Origin of the sequence: Actinokineospora pegani (assembly GCF_009745975.1) — a bacterium.
GTDB lineage: Bacteria > Actinomycetota > Actinomycetes > Mycobacteriales > Pseudonocardiaceae > Actinokineospora > Actinokineospora pegani.
Genome location: NZ_WHOL01000116.1, coordinates 79,419 through 100,579 on the forward strand (window position 1 = coordinate 79,419; position 21,161 = coordinate 100,579).

Below are 21,161 nucleotides of genomic sequence, written 5' to 3' on the forward strand. Positions count from 1 at the left end.
GGGGCGACCATGGGCGCATGGTGAGCAAACCCCCGACCGAGGACGTCGACGAGACCGACCTGGACGTCAGCGAGCCCAAGGACTGGGCGGCGGGCCTCCCGGGGGTCGCGGTGTCCCTGCGGCGCGGCGTGGAGCAGATGGGCGTGGTGCGGACCGCGCGCACGCTGCGGCTGCTCAACCAGCGCGAGGGCTTCGACTGCCCCGGCTGCGCGTGGCCGGAGCCGCACGGGCACCGCAAGGTCGCCGAGTTCTGCGAGAACGGCGCCAAGGCCGTCGCCGAGGAGGCGACCAGGCGGCGGGTGGGCCCGGGGTTCTTCGCCGAGCACCCGGTGTCGGAGCTGGCCGAGCGCACCGACTACTGGCTGGGCCAGCAGGGCCGCATCACCCACCCGGTGCTGCTGCGGCCGGGGGCCACGCACTACGAGCCGGTCGACTGGCCCACGGCGTTGTCGGTCGTCGCCGACGCGCTGCGCGGGCTCGACAGCCCCGGCGAGGCCGCCTTCTACACCTCCGGGCGCACCAGCAACGAGGCCGCGTTCGTGTACCAGCTCCTGGTCCGCTCGTTCGGCACGAACAACCTGCCCGACTGCTCGAACATGTGCCACGAGTCGTCCGGGGCGGCGCTGGCCGAGACGACCGGCATCGGCAAGGGGTCGGTGACGCTGGCGGACCTGACCGAGGCCGACCTGATCGTGGTCGTCGGGCAGAACCCGGGCACCAACCACCCGCGCATGCTCTCGGCGCTGGAGGAGGCCAAGGGCAACGGCGCCACGATCGTGGCGGTGAACCCGCTGCCCGAGGCGGGGCTGCTGCGGTTCAAGAACCCGCAGAACGCGCGCGGGGTGCTGGGCAAGGGCACCGCGCTGGCCGACGAGTTCCTGCAGATCAAGCTGGGCGGCGACCAGGCCCTGTTCCAGGCGATCGGCAACCTGCTGCTGCGCTGGGAGGACGAGGCCCCCGGGACCGTGCTCGACCAGGACTTCATCGACACCCGCAGCGAGGGCTTCGCCGAGTACGCCGAGCACGTGCGCGCCCTGGACTGGGCCGAGGTCGACACCGCCACCGGCCTCGACCGGGCCGAGGTGGAGCGGGTCGCGCGGCTGTTCGCCGGGTCCGAGCGCACGGTCGTGTGCTGGGCGATGGGCCTGACCCAGCACAAGCACTCGGTGGCGACCATCCGCGAGATCGCCAACGTCGTGCTGATGCGCGGCATGATCGGCAAGCCGGGCGCGGGCCTGTGCCCGGTGCGCGGGCACTCCAACGTGCAGGGCGACCGGACGATGGGCATCTGGGAGAAGATGCCGGAGAAGTTCCTGGCCGCGCTGGAGTCCGAGTTCGGCGTGGCGGTCCCGCGCGAGCCCGGCCTCGACACCGTCGGCGCGATCCGGGCGATGCGCGACGGCCGGGTGAAGGTGTTCATGGCCGTCGGCGGCAACTTCGTCTCCGCCGCGCCGGACACGGCCGTGACCGAGGCGGCGCTGCGCTCGTGCGCCCTGACGGTGCACGTGTCCACCAAGCTGAACCGCTCGCACGTCGTGCACGGGGAGGCCGCGCTGATCCTGCCGGTGCGCGGGCGCACCGAGCGCGACACCCAGGACGCGGGCGACCAGTTCGTCACCGTCGAGGACTCGATGTCGGTGGTGCACCGCTCGCAGGGGCGGCTGGCCCCCGCCAGCGACATGCTGATGTCCGAGGTGGAGCTGGTCTGCGGGCTGGGGCGGGAGCTGTTCGGCGACGGGCACCCCGTGCCGTGGGTCGAGCTGGCGCGCGACTACGACCTGATCCGCGACCACATCTCCCGGGTCGTGCCCGGGTGCGCGGACTACAACGCCAGGGTGCGCCAGCCGGACGGGTTCGTGCTGCCGCACGCGCCGCGCGACTCCCGCGAGTTCACCGGGACGCGGGACGACAAGGCCGTGTTCACCGCCAACCCGCTGACGGTGCTGCGCGTGCCCGAGGGGCGGCTGCTGCTGCAGACGATGCGCAGCCACGACCAGTACAACACCACGATCTACGGCCTCGACGACCGCTACCGCGGGATCAAGGACGCCCGCAGGGTGGTGCTGGTCAACCCCGACGACCTCGCCGCGCTCGGCGTGCCGGACGGGACGGCGGTGACCCTGGTCAGCGAGTGGGCCGAGGACCCGACGGGCACCACCGAGCGGCGGGCCGCGGATTTCCGCGTGGTGGCCTACCCGACCGCCCGGGGGTGCGCCGCGGCCTACTTCCCCGAGGCCAACTCGCTGATCCCGCTCGACTCGACGGCCGAGGGGTCCAACACGCCGACCTCCAAGTCGATCGTCATCCGGTTGGAGGTCTGAACGGCGTCACCGCCCGCGCGGGCGAGCCGGGCCCGGTCCGCGGGCACACAGCTCGCACTGGACACGACTGTGATCCACAACTCAGACGCCCGCGGGCATCGTGGGCGGCTGAGCGGCGTTGAAGCGAAGACAGCACCACCGGCCCCCAGGAGCATCCGATGTCGTCCGCGCCCACCCAGTTGACCATGTACTCGACGAGCTGGTGCCCGTTCTGCGTCCGGCTCAAGGCCGGGCTGAAGGCGGAGGGCATCTCGTTCGTGGAGGTCGACATCGACGAGAACCCGGACGCGATCCCGTTCGTGGAGAGCGTCAACGGCGGCAACCGGACCGTGCCGACGCTGCACTACCCCAGCGGCGCGACCCAGACCAACCCGTCGGTCGCCCAGGTCAAGCAGGCCTTGGCCGGTACGGGCGTCGTGGACTGACCCGTCTCGACAGCCCACTGACGCAGACGAGCCCCGGTGTCCAGCCGGGGCTTCTCTCTCACCTGTGCGACCTACCCATCGATCTCCACAGGCTGCTCGAACAGCACACCGAACGACCAGGACGAACCGTCCTCCACCCGGTGACCGGTGCACTTGAAGCCCTTGGTCCGCCGTGTGATCGTGGCCAGCTCGATGCGCTCGATCGCGATGTCGGTGTGCAGGTGGACGATGTCGCCGACGCGAAGGCGCTCGGCGGGGACAACTCGGATCACCCCGCCATTGTCCCTGGCCGAGCGGAGGCGTCAGGGCGCGCGGTGACCGCGGAACATCAGCCACAGCAGCCACGCCTGCAACAGCGCGGCGGCCACCAGCGCCGCGCTGCCCACGATCCCGTCCACCGCGGCGGGCAGCTCCGGCAGCAGCAGGATGACCAGCGACGAGGGCAGCGTCACCGCGAACGCCAGCACCGGCGCGAACGACGCGTCCGGGCCGTCGTGCAGGGCCAGGGTCAGCGCGACACCGATGAACACCGCCGTCACCACCACGAGGTAGACCAGCGCGATCCGGCGGGCGCCGCGGCGGTTGCTCCAGGTCGTCACACGGCCCCCAGCACCGACATGGCGGCGTTGTGGCCGCCGATCCCGCTGACCCCGCCGCCGCGCCGGGCCCCCGCCCCGCACACCCGCAGCGCCGCCGCGTCGGTCTCCACACCCCAGCCCTCGCCGAACGGCCAGGCCAGGTCGCCGTGGAAGATGTTGCCGCCGGGCATGGCCAGCTCCGCCTCCAGGTCCAGCGGGGTCCTGGCCTCCACGCACAGCTCACCGCCAGGCGCGCGGGCGACGCAGTCCTCGATCGGGTCGAGCAGGTGCCGATTCAGACCGGTGAGGTAGCGGCGCACGAGCGTGTCCCTCGTCGCGGCGTTGTCCTCGGCGAACAACGCGGTGGGCAGGTGCAGGCCGAACAGGGTCAGCGTGTGCGCGCCGGACGCCGCCAGCGCGGGGTCCAGGATGGACGGATCGGTGAGCGTGTGGCAGTACATCTCGCCCGGCGGCCGCTCGGGCAGCGCGCCGGAAGCCGTCTCCCGGTAGGCGCCCTCCAGGTCCGTGTGGGACTCGTCGAGGTGGAGGGTCCCGGCGAAAGCCTGCCGCGGGTCGATGCCCGACCGCAGCCGGGGAAGCCGCGACAGCAGCACATTGACCTTCAACTGCGCCCCCACCGGGGCCGTGGAATCCTTGCCCCGCAAGCGGTCGAGCACCGCGGGCGCCACACCGGACAGCACGTGCCCGGCCGCCGCGACCTGGTCGCCGTCCGCGGTCCGGAAGGTCACCTCGCCGCCCCGGTCGTCCACGTCGACCCGGGTGACCTCGACGCCGGTGCGGATGCTCGCGCCCGCCTCCCGCGCGACCCGCGACAACTCGGCGGTGACCGCCCCCATCCCGCCCGCGGGCACCCGCCACTCCCCCGTCCCGTTGCCGACGAGGTGGTAGAGGAAGCAGCGGTTGGCCAGCAGGTCCGGCGAGGCCAGCGAGGTGTGCGTGCCGATCAGCCCGTCGGTGGCCACGATCCCGCGCACCACGTCGTCGGCGAACGCCTCCTCGACGGTCTGCCCCAGCGGCTGCTCGAACACCTGCCGCCACACCCGCTCGCCCGCCCCGGCCACGACCCGCTCGCGCAGCGCGCCCCGGCTCGGCAGCGGCCCCAGCATGGTCGGCGCCACCGCCCGCGCCAGCCGCGCCATGCCGTCGTAGAACTCGCCCCAGCGCGCGAACTCGGCGCCCGACCCGGTCAGCGCCCGGAACGACGCCTCGGTCGCGGGCCCCGGGTCGCGCTCGACGAGCAGCCCGGTGTCCACGCCGTCGCGGCGCACCGGCGTGTAGGAGGAGACCGGCCGCGACCGCAAGTCCAACCGCAGCCCCAGGTCGGCGGCGATCCGGTCCGGCAGCAGGCTGACCAGGTAGGAGTAGCGCGAGAGTCGCACCCCCGGGAACGGGCTGGCGCTGACCGCGGCCCCGCCCACGTGCCCGAGGCGTTCCAGCACCAGCACCGACCGGCCTGCCCTGGCCAGGTACGCCGCCGCCACCAGCGCGTTGTGCCCGCCGCCGACCACCACCGCGTCATACCGGTCCACCCGGACAACCCTAGGCCGTGTTCCGGGAGTCCGTTCGGTGAGAATCGTGATCGGTGTCCGATGCGGCTTACGCTGGGTCCATGGGACGGGTGACAGTGCGCAGGCCGGTGGTCCGGGTCGTGGGCGGGGAGGCCCGCGAACGGCTGGACACGCTGGTGGCCGAGGAGCCGCTGGAGATCAGGGTCGGCGGGCGGGCACTGGCTGTGACCATGCGCACTCCCGGGCACGACGTGGAGCTGGCGCACGGGTTCCTGCTGACCGAGGGCGTCATCGGCGACCGGGCCGACATCGCGATCGCCCGCTACTGCGACGGCGTCGACGACGAGGGCCGCAACACCTACAACGTGCTCGACATCGCCCTCGCCGAGGGCGTCGCCCCGCCCGCGGTCGGCGTGGAGCGCAACTTCTACACCACTTCGTCCTGCGGGGTCTGCGGCAAGGCAGCCCTGGACGCGGTCCGGCTCAAGACCCGCTTCTCCCCCGCGGGCGACGACGTCCGGGTCAGCCCGGCGCTGCTGTCGTCGCTGCCGGACGTGCTCCGGGCGCGGCAGAAGGTCTTCGACGGCACCGGCGGCCTGCACGCGGCCGGGCTGTTCACCGCGGCGGGCGAGCCGCTCGTGGTCCGCGAGGACGTGGGCAGGCACAACGCCGTGGACAAGGTGCTGGGCAAGGCGCTGCAGGACGGGCTGGTGCCGCTGGGCGGGACGGTGCTGCTGGTGTCCGGGCGGGCGTCGTTCGAGCTGGTGCAGAAGGCGGCGATGGCCGGGGTGCCGGTGTTGGCCGCTGTCTCGGCGCCGTCGTCGCTGGCCGCCGAGCTGGCCGCCGAGCAGGGCATGACGCTGGTGGGGTTCCTGCGCGGCGACGCGATGAACGTCTACACGGGCGCGGAGCGGGTCGCGTGAGGCCGTTGGAGGGGGTGCTGGTCGTCAGCCTGGAGCAGGCGGTGGCCGTGCCGTACGCGTCGCGGCTGCTCGCCGACCTGGGCGCCCGGGTGATCAAGGTGGAGCGGCCGGGCGGCGGGGACTTCGCCCGCCAGTACGACGCGGCGGCCGGGGAGGTGTCGAGCTACTTCGCCTGGACCAACGTCGGCAAGGAGTCGGTGGTCCTCGACCTCAAGGCGCCCGAGGGGGCGCGGGTCGTCGCCGAGCTGGTCGAGCGGGCCGACGTCGTGCTGTGCAACCTGTCGCCGGGGGCGCTGCGGCGGCTCGGGCTCGACGCGGACACGCTGCGCGCCCGGCACCCGTCGCTGGTCGTCGCCGAGCTGTCCTCGTACGGGGAGGGCGGCCCGTACAGCGACCGCAAGGCGTTCGACGCGCTCATCCAGTCCGAGGCCGGGCTGGTCGCGCTGACCGGCGACGGGGACGCGGTGGCCCGCGCCGGGATCTCGGTGGCCGACATCGCGGGCGGGGTCCAGTTGCAGGCGGCGGTCCTGGCCGCACTGGTCCGCCGGGGCCGCACCGGGGAGGGCGCGACGCTGCGGCTGACGCTGATGGAGGCGCTGGCCGAGTGGATGCACCAGCCCGCCCTGTACGCGCACGGCACCGGCCGCGAGCCGCGCAGGCACGGGGCACACCACCCGACGATCGCGCCGTACGGGCCGTTCCCGTGCGCGGACGGGGCGGTGCACCTGGCGGTGCAGAACGACGGGCAGTGGCGGCGGTTGTGCTCGGCGGTGCTGGGGCGGCCCGAGCTGGCCGACGAGCCGGGGTTCCGCACCGTCGCCGAGCGGGTGGCCAACCGGGACGAGCTGCACGCGCGGTTGGGCGAGTCGTTCGGCGTGCTGAGCGCTGACGGCCTGCTCGCCGCGCTCGACGCCGCCGACGTCCCCGCCGCCCGCACCCGGGGCATCGGCGAGCTGACCTCGCACCCGCAGTTGACGGCCCGCGACCGGTGGACGGAGGTCGCGGTCCCGGGCGGGACCGCGCCGATGCTGCGCCCGCCGGTCGACGCCTCGACCTGGGACTGGGCGGCGGCCGCGGTCCCCGCACTCGGCGAGCACACCGACGCCGTGCTGGCCTGGCTGGGCTACACCCCCGACCAGCTTGCCGATCTTCGAGCACGCTCGGTGATCTAGTCCGACGATTTTGCTCCAGTTGCGCTTGTTGTTCACCACACCGCACACTCTGCGTGACCTGAACCGAGAAACATTCCGAGCATCTCCCGCGATGAGTGGTCGAGGACGGCGGGGCCGTCTCGGTCGGGGAGCACGGAGGGCGCCATGGGTGGCGTGGAGACCAGTCGTGGACGACTGCTGAGCAGGCGTTCCGCGCTGATCGCGGGGGCCGCGGGACTGGCCACCGCGGGTATCGGCGTCGGCGCAGCCAGCGGTGCCCTCGACCAGCTCATCGACGCCTCGGGGGCCGACGAGCCGCAGATCCGCCACGAGCGGATCCGCTCCGCCGCGCGTGGGCGCGAAGTCGACATGGTGACGATCCTGCCCAGCCGACTGCCCGCCAGGAACCTCCCCGTCTGCCTCTTCCTGCACGGCCTGCGCGGCAGCGCCCGGCGCGCCTTCCCCAGCGGCCTCGCCACCCGCCTGGCCAACGGCGTCGCGAGCGGCAGCCTGCCCCCCTTCGCCTTCGTCGCCCTCGACGGCGGCAACAACTACTGGCACGAGAACCACATCGGCGACAACCCCATGGCCATGCTCCTCGACGAGGTCCCCCGCTGGCTCCGCGCCCGCGGCCTCGCCGACGCCACCGGCACCCCCTTCGCCTGCGCGGGCGTCTCCATGGGCGGCTTCGGCGCCCTCCTCTACGCCCGCTACCGCCAAGAGCGCGCCCAACCCACCAGGGCCGCGGCCGCCATCTCCCCCGGCCTCCTGATGTCCTGGCGAGAGATGTCCACCCGCCGAGCCTTCAAGAACAGCGCCGAGTGGGCCGCCCTGGACCCCCTCCGCAACACCGACAAAATAGACAAAACCCCCACCGGCATCTGGTGCGGCACCGAAGACCACTTCATCGCAGGCACCCGCAAGTTCATCCGCCTGGCCACCCCCGAAGTCGCCCACACAGCCCCCGGCGGCCACGGCGACAGCTTCTACCGAAAAGTCGTCCCCGGCGTCCTCACCTTCCTCGGCAAGCACGCCCCACGCGCCCCCCAGCCCTGACGGCCCCCGATTCCCCCGAGCGCCGTCTCACACCCCGAAACAATCACGCAGCGCTCCCCTGCGGGGCCACGAATCGTCGCTGGGCGGTCGCATCGCCGGTTGAGACGCGGAGTGCCCGCCGCCCGCGCCCCGCTGGGCCGGATTGCTCCGGGGGCGGATTGCCCAGGGGGCGCATTGCCCCGGGGGCGCATTGCCCCGGGGGCGCATTGCCCCGGGGGCGCCCACATCGTCCCCGGGCGGCCCTAGGGGCATCACGCGGGCAAAGAGGCGGGCAAAGTTCACGCCCCCTGCCCAACAGGAGCGGGCTCGCTCAGGACGCGGGCTTGGCCGGGAGCCGCGCAAGCGCGCCGGAGCGAGCGGGCCACGACCAGATCCCGCACGGGCTCGCTTTCGGCGAGTCCCTACCCGGGCGTGCGCAGGTGCACGGGGGTGCACGGGTGCGCCGGGCGTGCTCGGGTGGCGCGGGCGCGTGCAGCTTCTCTGCGGGCCAGCAGGTGAGTCTCGCGGGCTCTCGCGTGTTCGCGTGGGCGGGAGGCGTCGGGGGGTCGGGGTGGGCGGCTGGGTGGCGGTGGGACGTGTCTGAGGGGTGGTTGAGGTAGGTGGGATCGGAGGGGCGGGTGTGCGGGGCGCACCAGTCACCTGCCAGGTGCCTCGCGCGCCGTTTTCCGATTCAAGGCTAACGGCGGGGTCTGACAGAAAGCCCGGCGTGTCGGGGGGTGTGGACAACTTTCACCCGGGAAAGTGGAGGGCCCGGGAGCAGTGGCTGCTTCCGGGCCCTCGACTTGTGCACGTGCGTCTTCTAGGCCGACTTCTCGCGGCGTTCGCGGCGGGAGGGTTGGCGGGAGACGATCGTGGGGTTCACGTTCTCGCGGACGGTCTGTTCGGTGATGACGACCTTGGCCACGTCGGTTCGGCTGGGGATGTCGTACATGACCGACTGGAGGACTTCCTCCATGATGGCGCGCAGGCCTCGGGCACCGGTGCCGCGCAGGATGGCCTGGTCGGCTACCGCTTCGAGGGCGGTGTCGGTGAACTCGAGTTCGACGCCGTCCATCTCGAAGAGCTTCTGGTACTGCTTGACCAGGGCGTTGCGCGGTTCGCAGAGGATCTGGACGAGGGATTCCTTGTCCAGGTTGCGGACGCTGGCCAGGACCGGGAGGCGGCCGATGAACTCGGGGATGAGGCCGAACTTGATCAGGTCCTCGGGCATCGTGTCGCCGAAGAAGTCGGCGTTGTCGATCTCGGCCTTGCCACGGATCTCGGCGCCGAAGCCGAGGCCGCGCTTGCCGACGCGGTCCTGGATGATCTTCTCCAGGCCCGCGAAGGCGCCCGCCACGATGAACAGGACGTTCGTCGTGTCGATCTGGATGAACTCCTGGTGCGGGTGCTTGCGGCCGCCCTGCGGGGGCACCGAGGCGGTGGTGCCCTCGAGGATCTTGAGCAGGGCCTGCTGGACGCCCTCGCCGGAGACGTCGCGGGTGATCGACGGGTTCTCGCTCTTGCGGGCGATCTTGTCGACCTCGTCGATGTAGATGATGCCCGTCTCGGCGCGCTTGACGTCGTAGTCGGCGGCTTGGATGAGCTTGAGCAGGATGTTCTCGACGTCCTCGCCGACGTAGCCCGCCTCGGTCAGCGCGGTGGCGTCGGCGATGGCGAAGGGCACGTTGAGCAGCTTGGCCAGGGTCTGCGCCAGGTAGGTCTTGCCGCAGCCGGTGGGGCCGAGCATCAGGATGTTCGACTTGGCGAGCTCGACGGTCTCCTCGCGGGAGTCGCGGCCCTCCGGTCGCGCCCGGTCGCCTGCCTGGATGCGCTTGTAGTGGTTGTACACCGCGACCGCCAGGGACCGCTTCGCGTCGCCCTGGCCGATGACGTACTGGTCGAGGAACTCGTGGATCTCGAGGGGCTTGGGCAGCTCGTCGAGCTTGACGTCGCCCGCCTCGGCCAACTCCTCCTCGATGATCTCGTTGCAGAGATCGATGCACTCGTCACAGATGTACACGCCGGGGCCGGCGATGAGCTTCTTCACCTGCTTCTGGCTCTTCCCGCAGAACGAGCACTTGAGCAGGTCTCCGCCGTCACCGATACGCGCCATGACCGCTGACCTCTGTCCCCTCCGGCGCTGTGGGTGCGCCTGGCTGTGTGTCGTCCGTCGAGACATGCCCTGGGTGGGCCGTTCACCTCGACGGTACCCGCCGACCCCTGGTCTGCGGGAGAACCTGCGGACCCGGCGCGGCCGGGTCCGAGCTGAACCAGTCCACCACGGTAACCCGAAAGCGGGTCCCGTGGGTGGAGGATTCCTACCCGGTCCGGTCGCGCGCGGGTCGCGCTCGGCCTAGTTCTGGCTCGACAGCTTGCGGTAGGGCAGCACCTCGTCGATGATGCCGTACTCCTTGGCCTCCGCGGCGGTGAGGATCTTGTCCCGCTCGGTGTCCTGGCGGACTTGCTCCACGGACCTGCCGGTGTGCTGGGCCAGGGTGGTGTCGAGCTGGGTGCGGATGCGCTGGATCTCCGCGGCCTGGATCTCCAGGTCGGAGACCTGCCCGTAGACGCCCTCGGTGGAGGGCTGGTGGATGAGCACGCGGGCGTTGGGCAGGGCGAAGCGCTTGCCCTTGGTGCCCGCCGACAGCAGCACCGCCGCCGCCGAGGCGGCCTGGCCGAGGCAGAAGGTGGCCACGTCGGGGCGCACGTACTGCATGGTGTCGTAGATGGCCATCAGCGAGGTGAACGAGCCACCGGGGGAGTTGATGTACATCGTGATGTCGCGGTCGGGGTCGGCCGACTCCAGGTAGATCAGCTGCGCCATGACGTCGTTGGCGGAGGCGTCGTCGATCTGCACGCCGACGAAGATGACGCGCTCCTCGAACAGCTTGTTGTACGGGTTCGACTCCTTGACCCCGTAGCTGGTGCGCTCCACGAACGACGGCAGCACGTACCGGGACTGGGGGATGTGGAGGTGGTCACTCACTGGGTTACTCCTGGTTCTCGTGCGTCCGGCGAGCGGGGTCAGCGGAGGGCGGTGCCGGGGTGCGGGACCCGGGTGCTGGCGGGGTCGGCCATCCGGTGGTGCTGGGACACGTCAGCCTGCCTCCTGGGTGGATCTTCACGACCTCGTCCGGTCCTCACCGAGGTTAACGAAAGTGGGCGGCGTCGACGTCCCGACACCGCCCACTTTCGCTAAGAGCGTTCACCCCGCGCGTCGCGCAGGTTGTTACTTGACGGGCTCCGGCTCCGCGGCGGTCTCGGACTGCTCGGCGGGGGCGTCCTCGACCGGGCCGAACAGCTCGGCGAGGTCGACGGTGGCGCCGGAGGCGTCGGTCACGGTGGCCTCGCGGACGACGGCGGCCAGGGCCTTGCCGCGGCGCACGTCGGCGAAGATGGCGCCGAGCTGGCCGGACTGCTGGGCGCGCTGGACGTACTCGTCGGGGCTGACGCCGAAGCGCTGGGCCTGGTAGACGATGCGCTCGGTCAGCTCCTGGTCGTTGACCTGGACCTGCTCGGCCTCGGCGAGGGCGTCGAGGATGAGCTGGGTGCGCACGGACTTCTCCGACTCGGCGCGCACCTCGTCGTCGAACTGCTCGCGGGTCTTGTCCTGGGTGGCGAGGAACTCGTCGAGCTTGGCCTCGTCGTGGTCGAACGGGTGCACCGCGTCGTGCTGGCGGTTGTCGATCTCGCCCTGGAGGACCTTCTCCGGGATCGGCACCTCGACGGTCTCGAGCAGCGCGTCGAGGATCTTGTCGCGGGCCTGGACGCCCTGCTGCATCCGCTTCACCCGGGTGAGCCGCTCGCGCAGGTCGGCGCGCAGCTCCTCGACGGTGTCGAACTCGCTGGCGAGCTGGGCGAACTCGTCGTCGGCCTCGGGCAGCTCGCGGGTCTTGACCGTCTGCACGGTCACCGACACCTCGGCGTCCTGGCCTGCGAACTCGCCGGCGACCAGGGTCGTGGTGAAGGTCTTGGTCTCGCCCGCGGCCGCGCCGATGAGCGCCTCGTCGATGCCCTCGATCAGCTCGCCGGAGCCGACCTCGTAGGACAGGCCCGAGGTCTTGGCCTCGGGGACGTCCTGGCCGCCGACGGTGGCGGAGAGGTCGACGGAGACGAAGTCGCCGTTCTCGACCGGGCGCTCGACGCCGGTCAGGGTGCCGAAGCGGGCGCGCAGCTCGTCGAGCTGCTCGTCGACCTCGGAGTCGGGGAGCTCGAGGTCGTCGACGGTGACGGAGAACTCGCCGTAGGCCGGGATGGTGATGTCGGGGCGCACGTCGACCTCGGCGGTGAACGCCAGGTGGTCGCCGTCCTCGAGCTTGGTCACCTCGATCTCGGGCTGACCGAGGACCTTGACCTCACCGGCGGTCACGGCCTCCATGTACTTGGCCGGGATCGCCTCGTTGACGACCTCGTCGAGGATCGGCGCGCGGCCGATCCGGGACTCGATGACGCGCGCGGGGGCCTTGCCGGGGCGGAAGCCGGGGATGCGGACCTGGCCCGCCAGTTTGCGGTAGGCGCGGTCGAAGTTCGGCTTGAGCTCGTCGAACGGAACCTCGACGTTGATCCGTACCCGCGTCGGGCTCAGCTGCTCGACCGTGCTCTTCAACGTGATCTCCTCGTGCGGCTGACTGGGGTTACCGGCCGAGGCGGCCGGGATCAGCCCCCGAGTCTAGGCGAGCACGCGCTGGTCGAGACCCGGGGGTGCACCTGACGACGGCCCGCCACCTGGGCGGGCCGTCGGATGGAGCCGGGGTTGGAGCGGGCGACGGGAATCGAACCCGCGTAGCTAGTTTGGAAGACTAGGGCTCTACCATTGAGCTACGCCCGCGTGCGGCGGCTTGCGGGCCGCTGCGGAGACAGATTAGCGCGTGCGGCTAGGGTTGCTGTGCAGACCCCGGGCTGTGGCGCAGCTTGGTAGCGCATCCGCTTTGGGAGCGGAGGGTCGCAGGTTCAAATCCTGTCAGCCCGACCGAAGGGGCATCCACGCTGGTGGGTGCCCCTTTCCGCATTCCGGTCCCCCGCGTCGGCGCTACCGCGAGCGAAGCCCCTCCACCTCACCCATCGCGAGCAGGGCGGGCCGGGCGCGGGCCGCGGCTGCCGACGGCGATGGCCACGCCGACGCCTTCGCGGCGCGCATCCGCGCTGAGGGGTGCACATGCGCGGAACCCCAATCTGGTCGAGTGCTTCGACCGGGCCTTCGCGGGGACCGGCATCCGCTGATGTCGGGCGCGGGGGTCAGCGTGGAGGAGCGGGGTCAGCCCCGTCCGCTTGGCGGGTTGTTCGCTTGGTTCGCCGGGGAATCCCGTGTCGGCGGGCAAGTCCCGGCCGTCGCGGACGAGGTGGCCCCGGCCGATGCGCCGGGGCCGACCGGGGATGTCTCGGAGAGTTCACGCGTGGTTGAGGTTGGGGTTCGCGCCAGCGGGTATTCCTGCGCCCATGACGATGATCGGGAGTGGGCTCGTCGCGACTGTGATGGTCGTTGACGGGGCCGGGTCGGTGTTGGTGGTCGCTCGAGACGGGGTGCTGGAGTTGCCCTCGGGGGTGGTTCGGCTCGGGGAGACCGTGGTGGAGGCAGCCGCTCGGGTGGTGGCTGAGCAGACCGGGGTCGTTGTCGGGGACGTGGGGGTGGTGGGGCTCGACGGGGAGGGCGAGTTCTCCGTGCTGTTGCGGGCCGCACCGCGCGGTGGCGAGGTGACCGGCGGTCGGTGGGTTGCGGTGGGCGAGGCCGGGGTGCGGGAACGGGTGCAGCACTGGGTCTCCGACTGACCTCACCGCAGTGCGTGGCGGGCCGTCGGGAGGGGGTTCCCGGCGGCCCGCCGCGCGCTACGGGGTGGCTGGGCGGCGGGCGTACTCGAGTTCGAGGACGGGGCGGCCGTCGCCGAAGTCGCGTTCGCGGATGAGGCCGGTCTCGGTGAAGCCCTCGCGGGCGTAGAAGCGGCGGGCGCGGTTGGCTCCGGCCATGGCCCACAGGCGCACGCGGCGGTAGTCGGCGACGGTGTCGGCCACGCCGTCGAGGAGGGCTCGGGCGACGCCGGTGCCCCAGGTGGTGGGGTGGGCGTAGAAGGCGCGGAGTTCGGCGTCGGCTGGGTTGTCGGGGTGGGGGCCGCTCCAGGCGAAGGCGACGACGTCGCGGTCGCGCTGGGCGACGAGGATGGTGTCGCCCGCCTGCGCCGGATCGTTGAGGTTGGCGTCCCAGCGGACGCGGCGGGCGTCGACGAAGCGGGTGAGCCAGTCGGGCTCGAACAGGTCTCGGTAGGCCTGGCGCCACGCCTCGGCGTGGACCTCGCCCACGGCGGCGGCGTCCTCGGCGGTGGCCTCGCGGACCAGCACCGGCGACACCAGCCTCACCAGGCGTTCTCCCGTGCAAGATGCAACATGCGCGAAGACTAGCGGCGGGATACCGTCGGATGCCGGGATCCGTCCGCGCAGGTCCACATTCGGCCAGTGCCGGGAACCCTGGGGGCACTGCGGCGTTGTCCGTGTAAGAGGTTTCCGGAACAGGGAGGGACCGATGGGCCCGGTCTTGCTCGTGGTGGTCATCCTGGCCGTGGTGGTCGCCGGTGTGCTCGTGGTGCGCAACAGCAACGCGGGCAAACAACGGCGGCTCGACGACGCCAAGGCGGAGGCGCGCCGCTGGGTCGAGCGCCTCGGCGGCCAGGTGATGAACCTGACCGGCACCGACGAGGCGTCCCGGCAGGCGATCGCCGACGCGGCCGAGCGCTACACCGCCGCGGGCTCGCAGATGGAGCAGGCGCAGACCGTCGAGCAGTGCAAGCTGGTGACCAAGACGGCGATGGAGGGCCTGTACTACGTGCGGGCCGCGCGCACGGCGATGGGCCTGGACCCGGGGCCGGAGCTGCCGGCCGACCCGGAGCAGCAGGCGGCGGGCAAGGTCACCCAGGTCCGCGAGGTGACCGTCGAGGGGCACGAGTACCAGGCCTCCCCCGCACCGGGGAACCGCACGCCGCACTACTACCCGGGCGGGCGCGTGGCAGGCCGTCCGGTGCCGCAGGGCTGGTACAGCGAGCCGTGGTGGAAGCCCGCGCTGGTGGCGGGCGCATGGGGTGTCGGGTCGGTGCTGCTGTTCAGCGCGATGTTCTCGGGCATGGCGGGCATCCCGGACGCGGGCGCGTGGCAGGACGGGTACGACGCGGGCCAGGCCGACGCCGCGGGTGACGGCGGCGGGGACGTCGGCGACTCCGGGGGCGACTGGGGTGGCGGCGACATGGGCGGTGGCGACATGGGCGGCGGTTTCGACTTCTGATCATTGATCACCGAAGCCGAAGGGTGGTTTCTGCCCGGTTGCGGGCGAGCGGGTGGCGCCCTTGGTGCGGCGGCGACCGGTCTGGCATCACCGCGCACGTCCCACCACAGACCAGGATGCCAACGCGGGCAGAACGCTTCCGACCAGCGGTTCGGAGTTGTCCACAGGCAAGATCCACTTCGGTGTACCGATGGAGTTAAGCCGGTAGAATGGGACTCGGGACGCCCCCAGTGGTGTGGCGGGGTTTGGTGTGGCGGGGTTTGGTGTCGCGCGGTTTGGTGTCGCGCGGTTTGGTGTGGCGGGGTTTGGTGTCGCGCGGTTTGGTGTCGCGCGGTTTGGTGTCGCGCGGCGTGGGCGTGATTGGTTTGTGGGACTGAGGGCCCTGTCGTGGGCGGGTGCTGAGCCGGCTACTCGGGTTGGCAGGTGGGGCACCAGTAGTTGTTGCGGGCGGCCAGGACCTCGGTGCGGACCTCGGTTCCGCAGACCAGGCAGGGCATGCCGGTGCGGCGGTAGACGTAGACCTCGCCGCCGTGGCGGTCCTTGCGGGGGGTGCGGCCCATCGCCTGGGGGAGGTGTTCGTCGCGGACGGTGTCGATGCGGTTGCGGCGGACGCCGATGCGCATGAGGGTGACCAGGTCGGACCAGATGTCGTTCCAGAGGGTGCGGTCGACCTTGTTGCCGGGGAGCTTGGGGTGCACGCCGTGGCGGAAGAGGACCTCGGCGCGGTAGACGTTGCCGACGCCCGCGAGGACGGTTTGGTCCATCAGGAGCACCGCGAGGGGGGTGCGCGACCTCGACACCCGGGCCCAGGCTCGTTCGGGGTCGGCGTCGCGGCGCAGCGGGTCGGGGCCCAGGCGGGTGCGCAGGGCCTTGACCTCGGCGTCGGTGATGACCTCGCACCGGGTGGGGCCGCGCAGGTCGGCCCAGTGGGTGGGGCCGACCACGCGCATGCGGACCTGGCCCACCGGCGGGGTCTCGGGCAGTTCCACGTCGCTGAACGAGCCGTAGAGGCCCAAGTGGACGTGGACGACCAGGTCGGTGTCGTAGACGTGCAGCAGGTGCTTGCCGTGGGCCTCGGCCCGGCGCAGCACGTGTCCGTCCACGAGGGACGCCCCGGCGGCGAACCGGCCCTGCGGGCTGCTCACCTCGACCGGGTGCCCGGCGTAGCGCTTGTGGTGCAGCCGGGCCAGGCGGTGCAGGGTGTGGCCCTCGGGCATCAGGCAGGCAGCGGGGGCGGGGTGCCGGTGCGCTCGTAGTCCGAGAGCTGGTCGATGCGGCGCTGGTGGCGGTCGACCCCGGAGAACGGGGTGGCCAGGAACGCCTCGACGATGGCGGTGGCCTCGTCGGCGGTGTGCATGCGGGCGCCGACCCCGACGACCTGGGCGTTGTTGTGCTGGCGGGACAGTTGCGCGGTCTCGGTGCTCCACGCCAGCGCGGCGCGGCAGCCCTCGACCTTGTTGGCGGCGATCTGCTCGCCGTTGCCGGAGCCGCCGAGCACGACGCCCAGGCTGCCCTCATCGGCCACGACCCGGCGCGCGGTCTCCACGCAGAACGGCGGGTAGTCGTCGAGTTCGTCGTAGGCGTGCGGGCCGACGTCGACGACGTCGTGCCCGGCCGCGCTCAGGTGGCTGACGAGGTGGGCCTTGAGTTCGAAGCCCGCGTGGTCTGATCCGAGGTAGACGCGCACGGCGGCGAGTCTGCCACCTGCCCGGGCGGGGCCGGTGCGAGGGTCGGGTGTGGACGTCGCCGGGGTGGGCGGTGGCGGGGGTGGGCGTCGACATCCCGCTGGCACCGCCCGCCTCCGCGCCCGGCCGTCGACCTGCTCGCGCGTGCGAGCAGGTGGCTTCCGGACCCGGTGCCGGGCGGGCCGGTGGTGGTGTAGACCGGTCCGGTGACGTGGATTCCGCTGGCCGACGGCGTGTTCGCCCGCAGGCACGCCGACCTGGACCTGACGCTGGGCCTGGTCGTGGGCACCGAGCGGTGCCTGGTCGTCGACACCGGGCCCGACGCGGGGTTCGGCGCGGAGTTCGCCGCCGCCGTCCGCGCGGTCACGGCGCTGCCCTGCGCCGCGGTGATCACCCACGCGCACTGGGACCACTACCTGGGCACGTCGGCGTTCGACCTCGACCACCTGTGGGCGCACCCCGCCGCCGTCGCCGAGATCGCGCACGGCACCGGGGCCCAGATCGACGGGTGGGTGGCCCACGACCCCGGTCGGGAGGACCGCCTGCGCCGCTCCCCCGTCGTGGTCCCCGACGCGGCGTATCCCGCGCGGGTGGACCTGGGCGGTCGGTCGGTGGAGATCACCCACCTCGGCCCGGCGCACACACCCGGGGACCTCGTCGTCCGGGTCGGGGACGTGCTGTTCGCGGGCGACCTGGTCGAGCAGGGCGGGCCGCCCCAGGTCGGTCCCGACGCCGACCGGGGGTCCTGGGTCGAGGTCCTCGGCAGGCTCGGCGACCCGCGCGTGGTCGTCCCCGGCCACGGCGACCCGGTCGACCTCGCCTTCGTCCGCGCCCAGCGCCAGGGTCTCGCCAGGGGTGACCACGGATGACACGCACCCGGGGCGCTGCCAGTGTCGAGGTATGCGAACAACGAGGAAGTGGGCGGCGGCGCTGGCCGCCGCCGTCCTGACCCCGGTGGTGGCCGTCCCCGCGCAGGCCGCGGCCCGGCTCGCGCTCCCGCACCCGACCGGGCACTCGGCGGTCGGGCGGCACACCCACCAGTTGGTCGACCTGAGCCGGACCGACCCGTGGGTGCCCGAGTCGGGCCCCCGGCGGCTGATGGTCACCCTCTTCTACCCGGCTGTCCCCGGCTCTGGCCGTCCGGCGGCCTACCTCGCCCAGGACGAGGCGAAGGCCGTGGTGGACAACGCGGGCATCGGCGACGCGCTGCCGGGGCCCGAGCTGGCCGCGACCCGCGTGTGGTCGCGGGAGAACGCGCTGCCGCTGCCGGGCAGGCGCCCGCTGGTCCTGCTCTCCCCCGGCTTCGGCGCGCCCCGGCAGACGCTGACCGGGCTGGCCGAGGACCTGGCCTCGAACGGCTACGTCGTCGCCGCCGTCGACCACGCCTACGAGTCGCTGGCGACCCGTTTCGCCGAGGGCGTGCTGCCCTGCGCGGCCTGCGACCTGATCGACCAGGTCGGTCCGGTGCGGGTCGGCGACAACCGGGGCGTCGACCTGGGGTTCGTCCTCGACCGCCTGCGGCACCTGCCGTGGGTGGACCGCACGCGCGTCGCGGCGGTCGGGCACTCGATGGGCGGGCTGGCCTCGGCGACGGTCATGCGGCTGGACCCGAGGGTGCGGGCGGGGGTGAACCTGGACGGGCCCGTGCTGCCCGCGGAGGGGGTCGGCGACCGGCCGTACCTGCTGTTCGGCACCGAGAGCGCGCACTCCCCCGGCTCGGTGGCCGACCCGAGCTGGGACGCGGCCTGGCCCGAGCTGACCGGCTGGAAGCGCTGGCTGACCGCGGCGGGCGCCGACCACTTCTCCTTCACCGACCTGAACCTGCTGACCCAGCAAGGTGGCCTGTTCCCGGAGATGCCGCTCACCGGGGCCCGGTCGCTGGAGCTGACCCGCGCCTACACCCGGGCGTTCCTCGACCAGCACCTGCGCGGCGGGCCGCCGGGCGTCTTCGACGGCCCCACGGCGGACAACCCGGAGATCGCCTTCCACTGAAGGCCGGGCAGGGCAGGGCCCGGGCCCTGCCCTGCCGGGCGGCTCAGCGCTGGATGGACTTGATCTCGGAGAACTCCTCCAGACCGAACTTGCCCAGCTCGCGGCCGTTGCCGGACTGGCGGTAGCCGCCGAAGGGGGCGCCGGGGTTGAACGAGCCGCCGTTGATGTCGACCTGGCCGGTGCGCAGGCGCTTGGCGACGCGTAGGGCGCGGTCGGTGTCCTCGGAGAACACCGCGCCCGCCAGGCCGTAGATGGTGGAGTTGGCGATCTCGACGGCCTCGTCCTCGTCGGCGGCGGGCAGGATCGCCAGCACCGGGCCGAAGATCTCCTCCTGGGCGATCTTCATGTCGGAGCGCACCCCGGCGAAGATGGTCGGCGGGACGTAGGCGCCGGTCGTGGGCAGGCCGTCGGTCGTGCCGCCGAAGGCCACGGTCGCGCCGCCGTCCCTGCCGTCCTGGATGTAGCCCAGGACGCGGTCGCGCTGGGCGGCCGAGGACATCGGGCCGATCCGGGTGGTCTCGGCGGCCGGGTCGCCGACGGAGTACTTCGCGGCGTTGGCCGCGGCCAGCTCCACGACCTGGTCGTGCAGTGCGGCGGGGACGACCCAGCGGGTCCACGCGGTGCAGGTCTGGCCGCCGTTGATGAACGTGTTGCCCAGGCCGACCTTGACCGCCTTCTCCAGGTTGGCGTCGTCGAGGATGACGTTGGCCGACTTGCCGCCCAGTTCCAGGGCGACGCGCTTGACCGTGCCCGCGGCGTTGGCGGAGACGAGCTTGCCCGCGTTGGTGGAGCCGGTGAACGAGACCATGTCGATGTCGGCGTGCCCGGAGATGGCGTCACCGACGACCTGCCCGGTGCCGTGCACCAGGTTGACCACCCCGGCGGGCACGCCCGCCTCGGCGAGCACCTCCAGCAGCAGGTTGGCGTTGAGCGGGGCGACCTCGCTGGGCTTGAGCACGACGGTGTTCCCCGCGATGAGCGCGGGGGCCACCTTCGCGACGATCTGGTGCAGCGGGTAGTTCCACGGCGTGATCGCGCCGACCACGCCGATCGGCTCGCGCACGACCAGCGAGTTGCCGATCTCCTCGGCGAACTCGTAGCCGCCGTCGAGCACCAGCCGCGCCACCGCGGCCGAGGTCGCGGCGGGCAGGGCGGCCTGCACCTTCGTCGAGAACGACAGCGGCGAGCCCATCTCGGCGGTGATGGTGGCGGCGATCTCGTCCCGGCGGGCCTTGATGCCCTCGGACACCTTGAGCACCAGTTCGGCGCGCTCGCGCGGGGACCGGTCCGACCACGCGCCGAACGCCGCCCTGGCCGCGGTGACCGCGGCGTCGACGTCGGCGGCGGTGCCGGCCGGGACGGTGGCGATGACCTCCTCCGTCGCCGGGTTCACCACGTCGATGCGGTCGGCGGAGCCCTCGACGAGCTCGCCGTCGATGACGTGTCCTGCGCGCGCGGTGACCGGAGCAGCCATTGATCCATCCTCCAAGCAGGCGGGTGTTGTGCTCGCAACCCTGGCACAGGCGGTCGCTCCCGGGCACGCCGTGCTCGGTCACACGCGCCCGGGCGCCCGGCGGCCGTCGCCGCCGAGCCGGGGACGAGCGGGTGGGTGGGGGAAATGTCTCAGTCGAAGTTCAGGTCGCCGGTGCGGGTGCGCTTGAGCTCGAAGAAGTCCGGGTAGCCCGCGAGCAGCCGGGCCCCGTCGAAGACCTTGACGGCGTCCTCGCCGCGCGGGATCGACGACAGGACCGGGCCGAAGAAGGCGACGCCGTCGATGTGGATGGTCGGGGTGCCGACGTCGTCGCCGACCGGGTCCATGCCCTCGTGGTGGCTCTTGCGCAGCGCGTCGTCGTGGTCGGTGGAGGTCGCGGCGGCGGCCAGCTCGGCGGGCAGGCCCGTGGCGGCCAGCGCCTCGGTGATCACCGCGTCGTAGTCCTTGCGGCCCGCGTTGTGGATGCGCGTGCCCAGCTCGGTGTACAGGTCGCGCAGGACCTCCTCGCCGTGGGCCCGCGCGGCGGCGATGGCCACCCGGACCGGGCCCCACGCCTTGTCCATCAGCAGGCGGTACTCCTCGGGCAGGTCGCGGCCGTCGTTGAGGACGGCCAGGCTCATCACCCGGAACCGCAGGTCCAGGTCGCGGTGCTGCTCCACCTCGAGGATCCACCGGGAGGTGATCCAGGCGAACGGGCAGGCGGGGTCGAAGTAGAAGTCGACCTTGGTCCTGGTGGCGGTCATGGGCGGTGTCTCCCGTGGGTGGT

At 72.4% G+C, this 21,161-nt stretch carries 20 protein-coding genes and 2 tRNA genes; 10 read left to right on the forward strand and 12 right to left on the reverse strand.

The genetic code is table 11. The features are described 5' to 3' along the window. Positions 1-17: 17 nt before the first annotated feature. Positions 18-2,321, forward strand: coding sequence for an FdhF/YdeP family oxidoreductase (locus GCL84_RS23830; protein ID WP_156757776.1), 2,304 nt, complete (start codon positions 18-20; stop codon positions 2,319-2,321). Between the two features lie 158 nt (positions 2,322-2,479). Then, entirely contained in the window at positions 2,480-2,746 is a 267-nt protein-coding gene (locus GCL84_RS23835) for a mycoredoxin (protein WP_156757777.1), read from the forward strand. A gap of 71 nt (positions 2,747-2,817) precedes the next feature. Here GCL84_RS23835 and GCL84_RS23840 read toward each other — a convergent pair whose 3' ends face one another. Genes GCL84_RS23840 through GCL84_RS23850 form a run of 3 tightly spaced genes read right to left on the reverse strand, consistent with a single transcriptional unit; the run spans position 2,818 to position 4,874 of the window. Next, complete coding sequence (locus GCL84_RS23840; RefSeq protein ID WP_156757778.1) at positions 2,818-3,018, reverse strand: hypothetical protein; 201 nt, start codon at positions 3,016-3,018, stop codon at positions 2,818-2,820. Between the two features lie 30 nt (positions 3,019-3,048). Beyond that, on the reverse strand, positions 3,049-3,345 hold the full coding sequence (locus tag GCL84_RS23845; protein WP_156757779.1) for an SCO4225 family membrane protein: 297 nt from the start codon (positions 3,343-3,345) through the stop codon (positions 3,049-3,051). Then, a complete protein-coding gene (locus GCL84_RS23850; protein ID WP_156757780.1) occupies positions 3,342-4,874 on the reverse strand; it encodes a phytoene desaturase family protein in 1,533 nt (510 codons plus the stop codon). The genes GCL84_RS23845 and GCL84_RS23850 overlap by 4 nt, the downstream gene beginning before the upstream one ends. An 80-nt stretch (positions 4,875-4,954) precedes the next feature. On the opposite strand from GCL84_RS23850, the gene fdhD reads away from it, so the two are divergent. The 3 genes from fdhD (at position 4,955) to GCL84_RS23865 (ending at position 7,983) form a co-directional block, all read left to right on the forward strand. Next, positions 4,955-5,776 carry a formate dehydrogenase accessory sulfurtransferase FdhD gene (gene fdhD, locus GCL84_RS23855; RefSeq protein WP_156757781.1) on the forward strand — a complete coding sequence of 274 codons (822 nt, stop codon included), beginning with the start codon at positions 4,955-4,957 and terminating at the stop codon, positions 5,774-5,776. Next, the gene (locus GCL84_RS23860) at positions 5,773-6,948 is read left to right on the forward strand and encodes a CaiB/BaiF CoA transferase family protein (protein WP_156757782.1); all 1,176 of its coding nucleotides are present in this window, start codon (positions 5,773-5,775) and stop codon (positions 6,946-6,948) included. Before fdhD ends, GCL84_RS23860 begins: the two co-directional genes overlap by 4 nt. 144 nt (positions 6,949-7,092) lie before the next feature. After that, positions 7,093-7,983 carry an alpha/beta hydrolase gene (locus tag GCL84_RS23865; protein ID WP_197523477.1) on the forward strand — a complete coding sequence of 297 codons (891 nt, stop codon included), beginning with the start codon at positions 7,093-7,095 and terminating at the stop codon, positions 7,981-7,983. A 799-nt stretch (positions 7,984-8,782) separates the two neighbouring features. Here GCL84_RS23865 and clpX read toward each other — a convergent pair. From clpX to GCL84_RS23885, 4 genes are all read right to left on the reverse strand, one after another. After that, positions 8,783-10,075 carry an ATP-dependent Clp protease ATP-binding subunit ClpX gene (gene clpX, locus GCL84_RS23870; RefSeq protein ID WP_156757783.1) on the reverse strand — a complete coding sequence of 431 codons (1,293 nt, stop codon included), beginning with the start codon at positions 10,073-10,075 and terminating at the stop codon, positions 8,783-8,785. Between the two features lie 240 nt (positions 10,076-10,315). Continuing rightward, positions 10,316-10,948 carry an ATP-dependent Clp protease proteolytic subunit gene (locus GCL84_RS23875; protein ID WP_156757784.1) on the reverse strand — a complete coding sequence of 211 codons (633 nt, stop codon included), beginning with the start codon at positions 10,946-10,948 and terminating at the stop codon, positions 10,316-10,318. 243 nt (positions 10,949-11,191) lie between these two features. Then, on the reverse strand, positions 11,192-12,568 hold the full coding sequence (gene tig / locus GCL84_RS23880) for a trigger factor (RefSeq protein WP_156757785.1): 1,377 nt from the start codon (positions 12,566-12,568) through the stop codon (positions 11,192-11,194). A 148-nt stretch (positions 12,569-12,716) separates the two neighbouring features. Then, a tRNA-Gly gene (locus tag GCL84_RS23885) sits at positions 12,717-12,790 on the reverse strand. Between the two features lie 67 nt (positions 12,791-12,857). On the opposite strand from GCL84_RS23885, the gene GCL84_RS23890 reads away from it, so the two are divergent. Both GCL84_RS23890 and GCL84_RS23895 read left to right on the forward strand, forming a co-directional pair. Then, positions 12,858-12,931 (forward strand) — tRNA-Pro (locus tag GCL84_RS23890). Between the two features lie 467 nt (positions 12,932-13,398). Then, complete coding sequence (locus GCL84_RS23895) at positions 13,399-13,728, forward strand: NUDIX domain-containing protein (RefSeq protein WP_197523478.1); 330 nt, start codon at positions 13,399-13,401, stop codon at positions 13,726-13,728. A 57-nt stretch (positions 13,729-13,785) separates the two neighbouring features. Here the strand turns inward: GCL84_RS23895 and GCL84_RS23900 are convergent, their stop codons facing one another. Next, entirely contained in the window at positions 13,786-14,310 is a 525-nt protein-coding gene (locus GCL84_RS23900; protein WP_197523479.1) for a GNAT family N-acetyltransferase, read from the reverse strand. Positions 14,311-14,473: 163 nt separating this feature from the next. Between GCL84_RS23900 and GCL84_RS23905 the strand changes: the two genes are divergently transcribed. Further along, the gene (locus tag GCL84_RS23905; RefSeq protein WP_156757788.1) at positions 14,474-15,226 is read left to right on the forward strand and encodes a hypothetical protein; all 753 of its coding nucleotides are present in this window, start codon (positions 14,474-14,476) and stop codon (positions 15,224-15,226) included. 407 nt (positions 15,227-15,633) lie between these two features. Here GCL84_RS23905 and GCL84_RS23910 read toward each other — a convergent pair whose 3' ends face one another. Both GCL84_RS23910 and GCL84_RS23915 read right to left on the reverse strand, forming a co-directional pair. Next, positions 15,634-16,443 (reverse strand): Fpg/Nei family DNA glycosylase, encoded by an 810-nt coding sequence (locus GCL84_RS23910; RefSeq protein ID WP_156757789.1) that lies wholly within the window; start codon positions 16,441-16,443, stop codon positions 15,634-15,636. Beyond that, positions 16,443-16,913: a ribose-5-phosphate isomerase gene (locus GCL84_RS23915; RefSeq protein ID WP_156757790.1), complete on the reverse strand. Its 471-nt coding sequence runs from the start codon at positions 16,911-16,913 to the stop codon at positions 16,443-16,445. The genes GCL84_RS23910 and GCL84_RS23915 overlap by 1 nt, the downstream gene beginning before the upstream one ends. Positions 16,914-17,117: 204 nt before the next feature. On the opposite strand from GCL84_RS23915, the gene GCL84_RS23920 reads away from it, so the two are divergent. Both GCL84_RS23920 and GCL84_RS23925 read left to right on the forward strand, forming a co-directional pair. Beyond that, a complete protein-coding gene (locus GCL84_RS23920) occupies positions 17,118-17,780 on the forward strand; it encodes an MBL fold metallo-hydrolase (protein WP_156757791.1) in 663 nt (220 codons plus the stop codon). A 31-nt stretch (positions 17,781-17,811) separates the two neighbouring features. Beyond that, positions 17,812-18,903, forward strand: coding sequence for an alpha/beta hydrolase family protein (locus GCL84_RS23925; protein ID WP_156757792.1), 1,092 nt, complete (start codon positions 17,812-17,814; stop codon positions 18,901-18,903). Between the two features lie 43 nt (positions 18,904-18,946). On the opposite strand, the gene GCL84_RS23930 is transcribed toward GCL84_RS23925, so the two are convergent. Both GCL84_RS23930 and GCL84_RS23935 read right to left on the reverse strand, forming a co-directional pair. Then, a complete protein-coding gene (locus GCL84_RS23930; RefSeq protein WP_156757793.1) occupies positions 18,947-20,377 on the reverse strand; it encodes an aldehyde dehydrogenase family protein in 1,431 nt (476 codons plus the stop codon). A gap of 149 nt (positions 20,378-20,526) precedes the next feature. Beyond that, entirely contained in the window at positions 20,527-21,138 is a 612-nt protein-coding gene (locus GCL84_RS23935) for a mycothiol-dependent nitroreductase Rv2466c family protein (RefSeq protein ID WP_156757794.1), read from the reverse strand. Positions 21,139-21,161 lie beyond the last annotated feature (23 nt).

What these genes read in the sequence shown, in the direction of transcription:
- GCL84_RS23930 (WP_156757793.1), bottom strand. Translation starts at nt 20,377, where the DNA reads ATGGCTGCTCCGGTCACCGCGCGCGCAGGACACGTCATCGACGGCGAG.
- GCL84_RS23895 (WP_197523478.1), top strand. Translation starts at nt 13,399, where the DNA reads ATGACGATGATCGGGAGTGGGCTCGTCGCGACTGTGATGGTCGTTGAC.
- GCL84_RS23935 (WP_156757794.1), bottom strand. Translation starts at nt 21,138, where the DNA reads ATGACCGCCACCAGGACCAAGGTCGACTTCTACTTCGACCCCGCCTGC.
- GCL84_RS23865 (WP_197523477.1), top strand. Translation starts at nt 7,093, where the DNA reads ATGGGTGGCGTGGAGACCAGTCGTGGACGACTGCTGAGCAGGCGTTCC.
- GCL84_RS23835 (WP_156757777.1), top strand. Translation starts at nt 2,480, where the DNA reads ATGTCGTCCGCGCCCACCCAGTTGACCATGTACTCGACGAGCTGGTGC.
- GCL84_RS23905 (WP_156757788.1), top strand. Translation starts at nt 14,474, where the DNA reads ATGGGCCCGGTCTTGCTCGTGGTGGTCATCCTGGCCGTGGTGGTCGCC.
- GCL84_RS23830 (WP_156757776.1), top strand. Translation starts at nt 18, where the DNA reads ATGGTGAGCAAACCCCCGACCGAGGACGTCGACGAGACCGACCTGGAC.
- clpX (WP_156757783.1), bottom strand. Translation starts at nt 10,075, where the DNA reads ATGGCGCGTATCGGTGACGGCGGAGACCTGCTCAAGTGCTCGTTCTGC.
- fdhD (WP_156757781.1), top strand. Translation starts at nt 4,955, where the DNA reads ATGGGACGGGTGACAGTGCGCAGGCCGGTGGTCCGGGTCGTGGGCGGG.
- GCL84_RS23925 (WP_156757792.1), top strand. Translation starts at nt 17,812, where the DNA reads ATGCGAACAACGAGGAAGTGGGCGGCGGCGCTGGCCGCCGCCGTCCTG.
- GCL84_RS23910 (WP_156757789.1), bottom strand. Translation starts at nt 16,443, where the DNA reads ATGCCCGAGGGCCACACCCTGCACCGCCTGGCCCGGCTGCACCACAAG.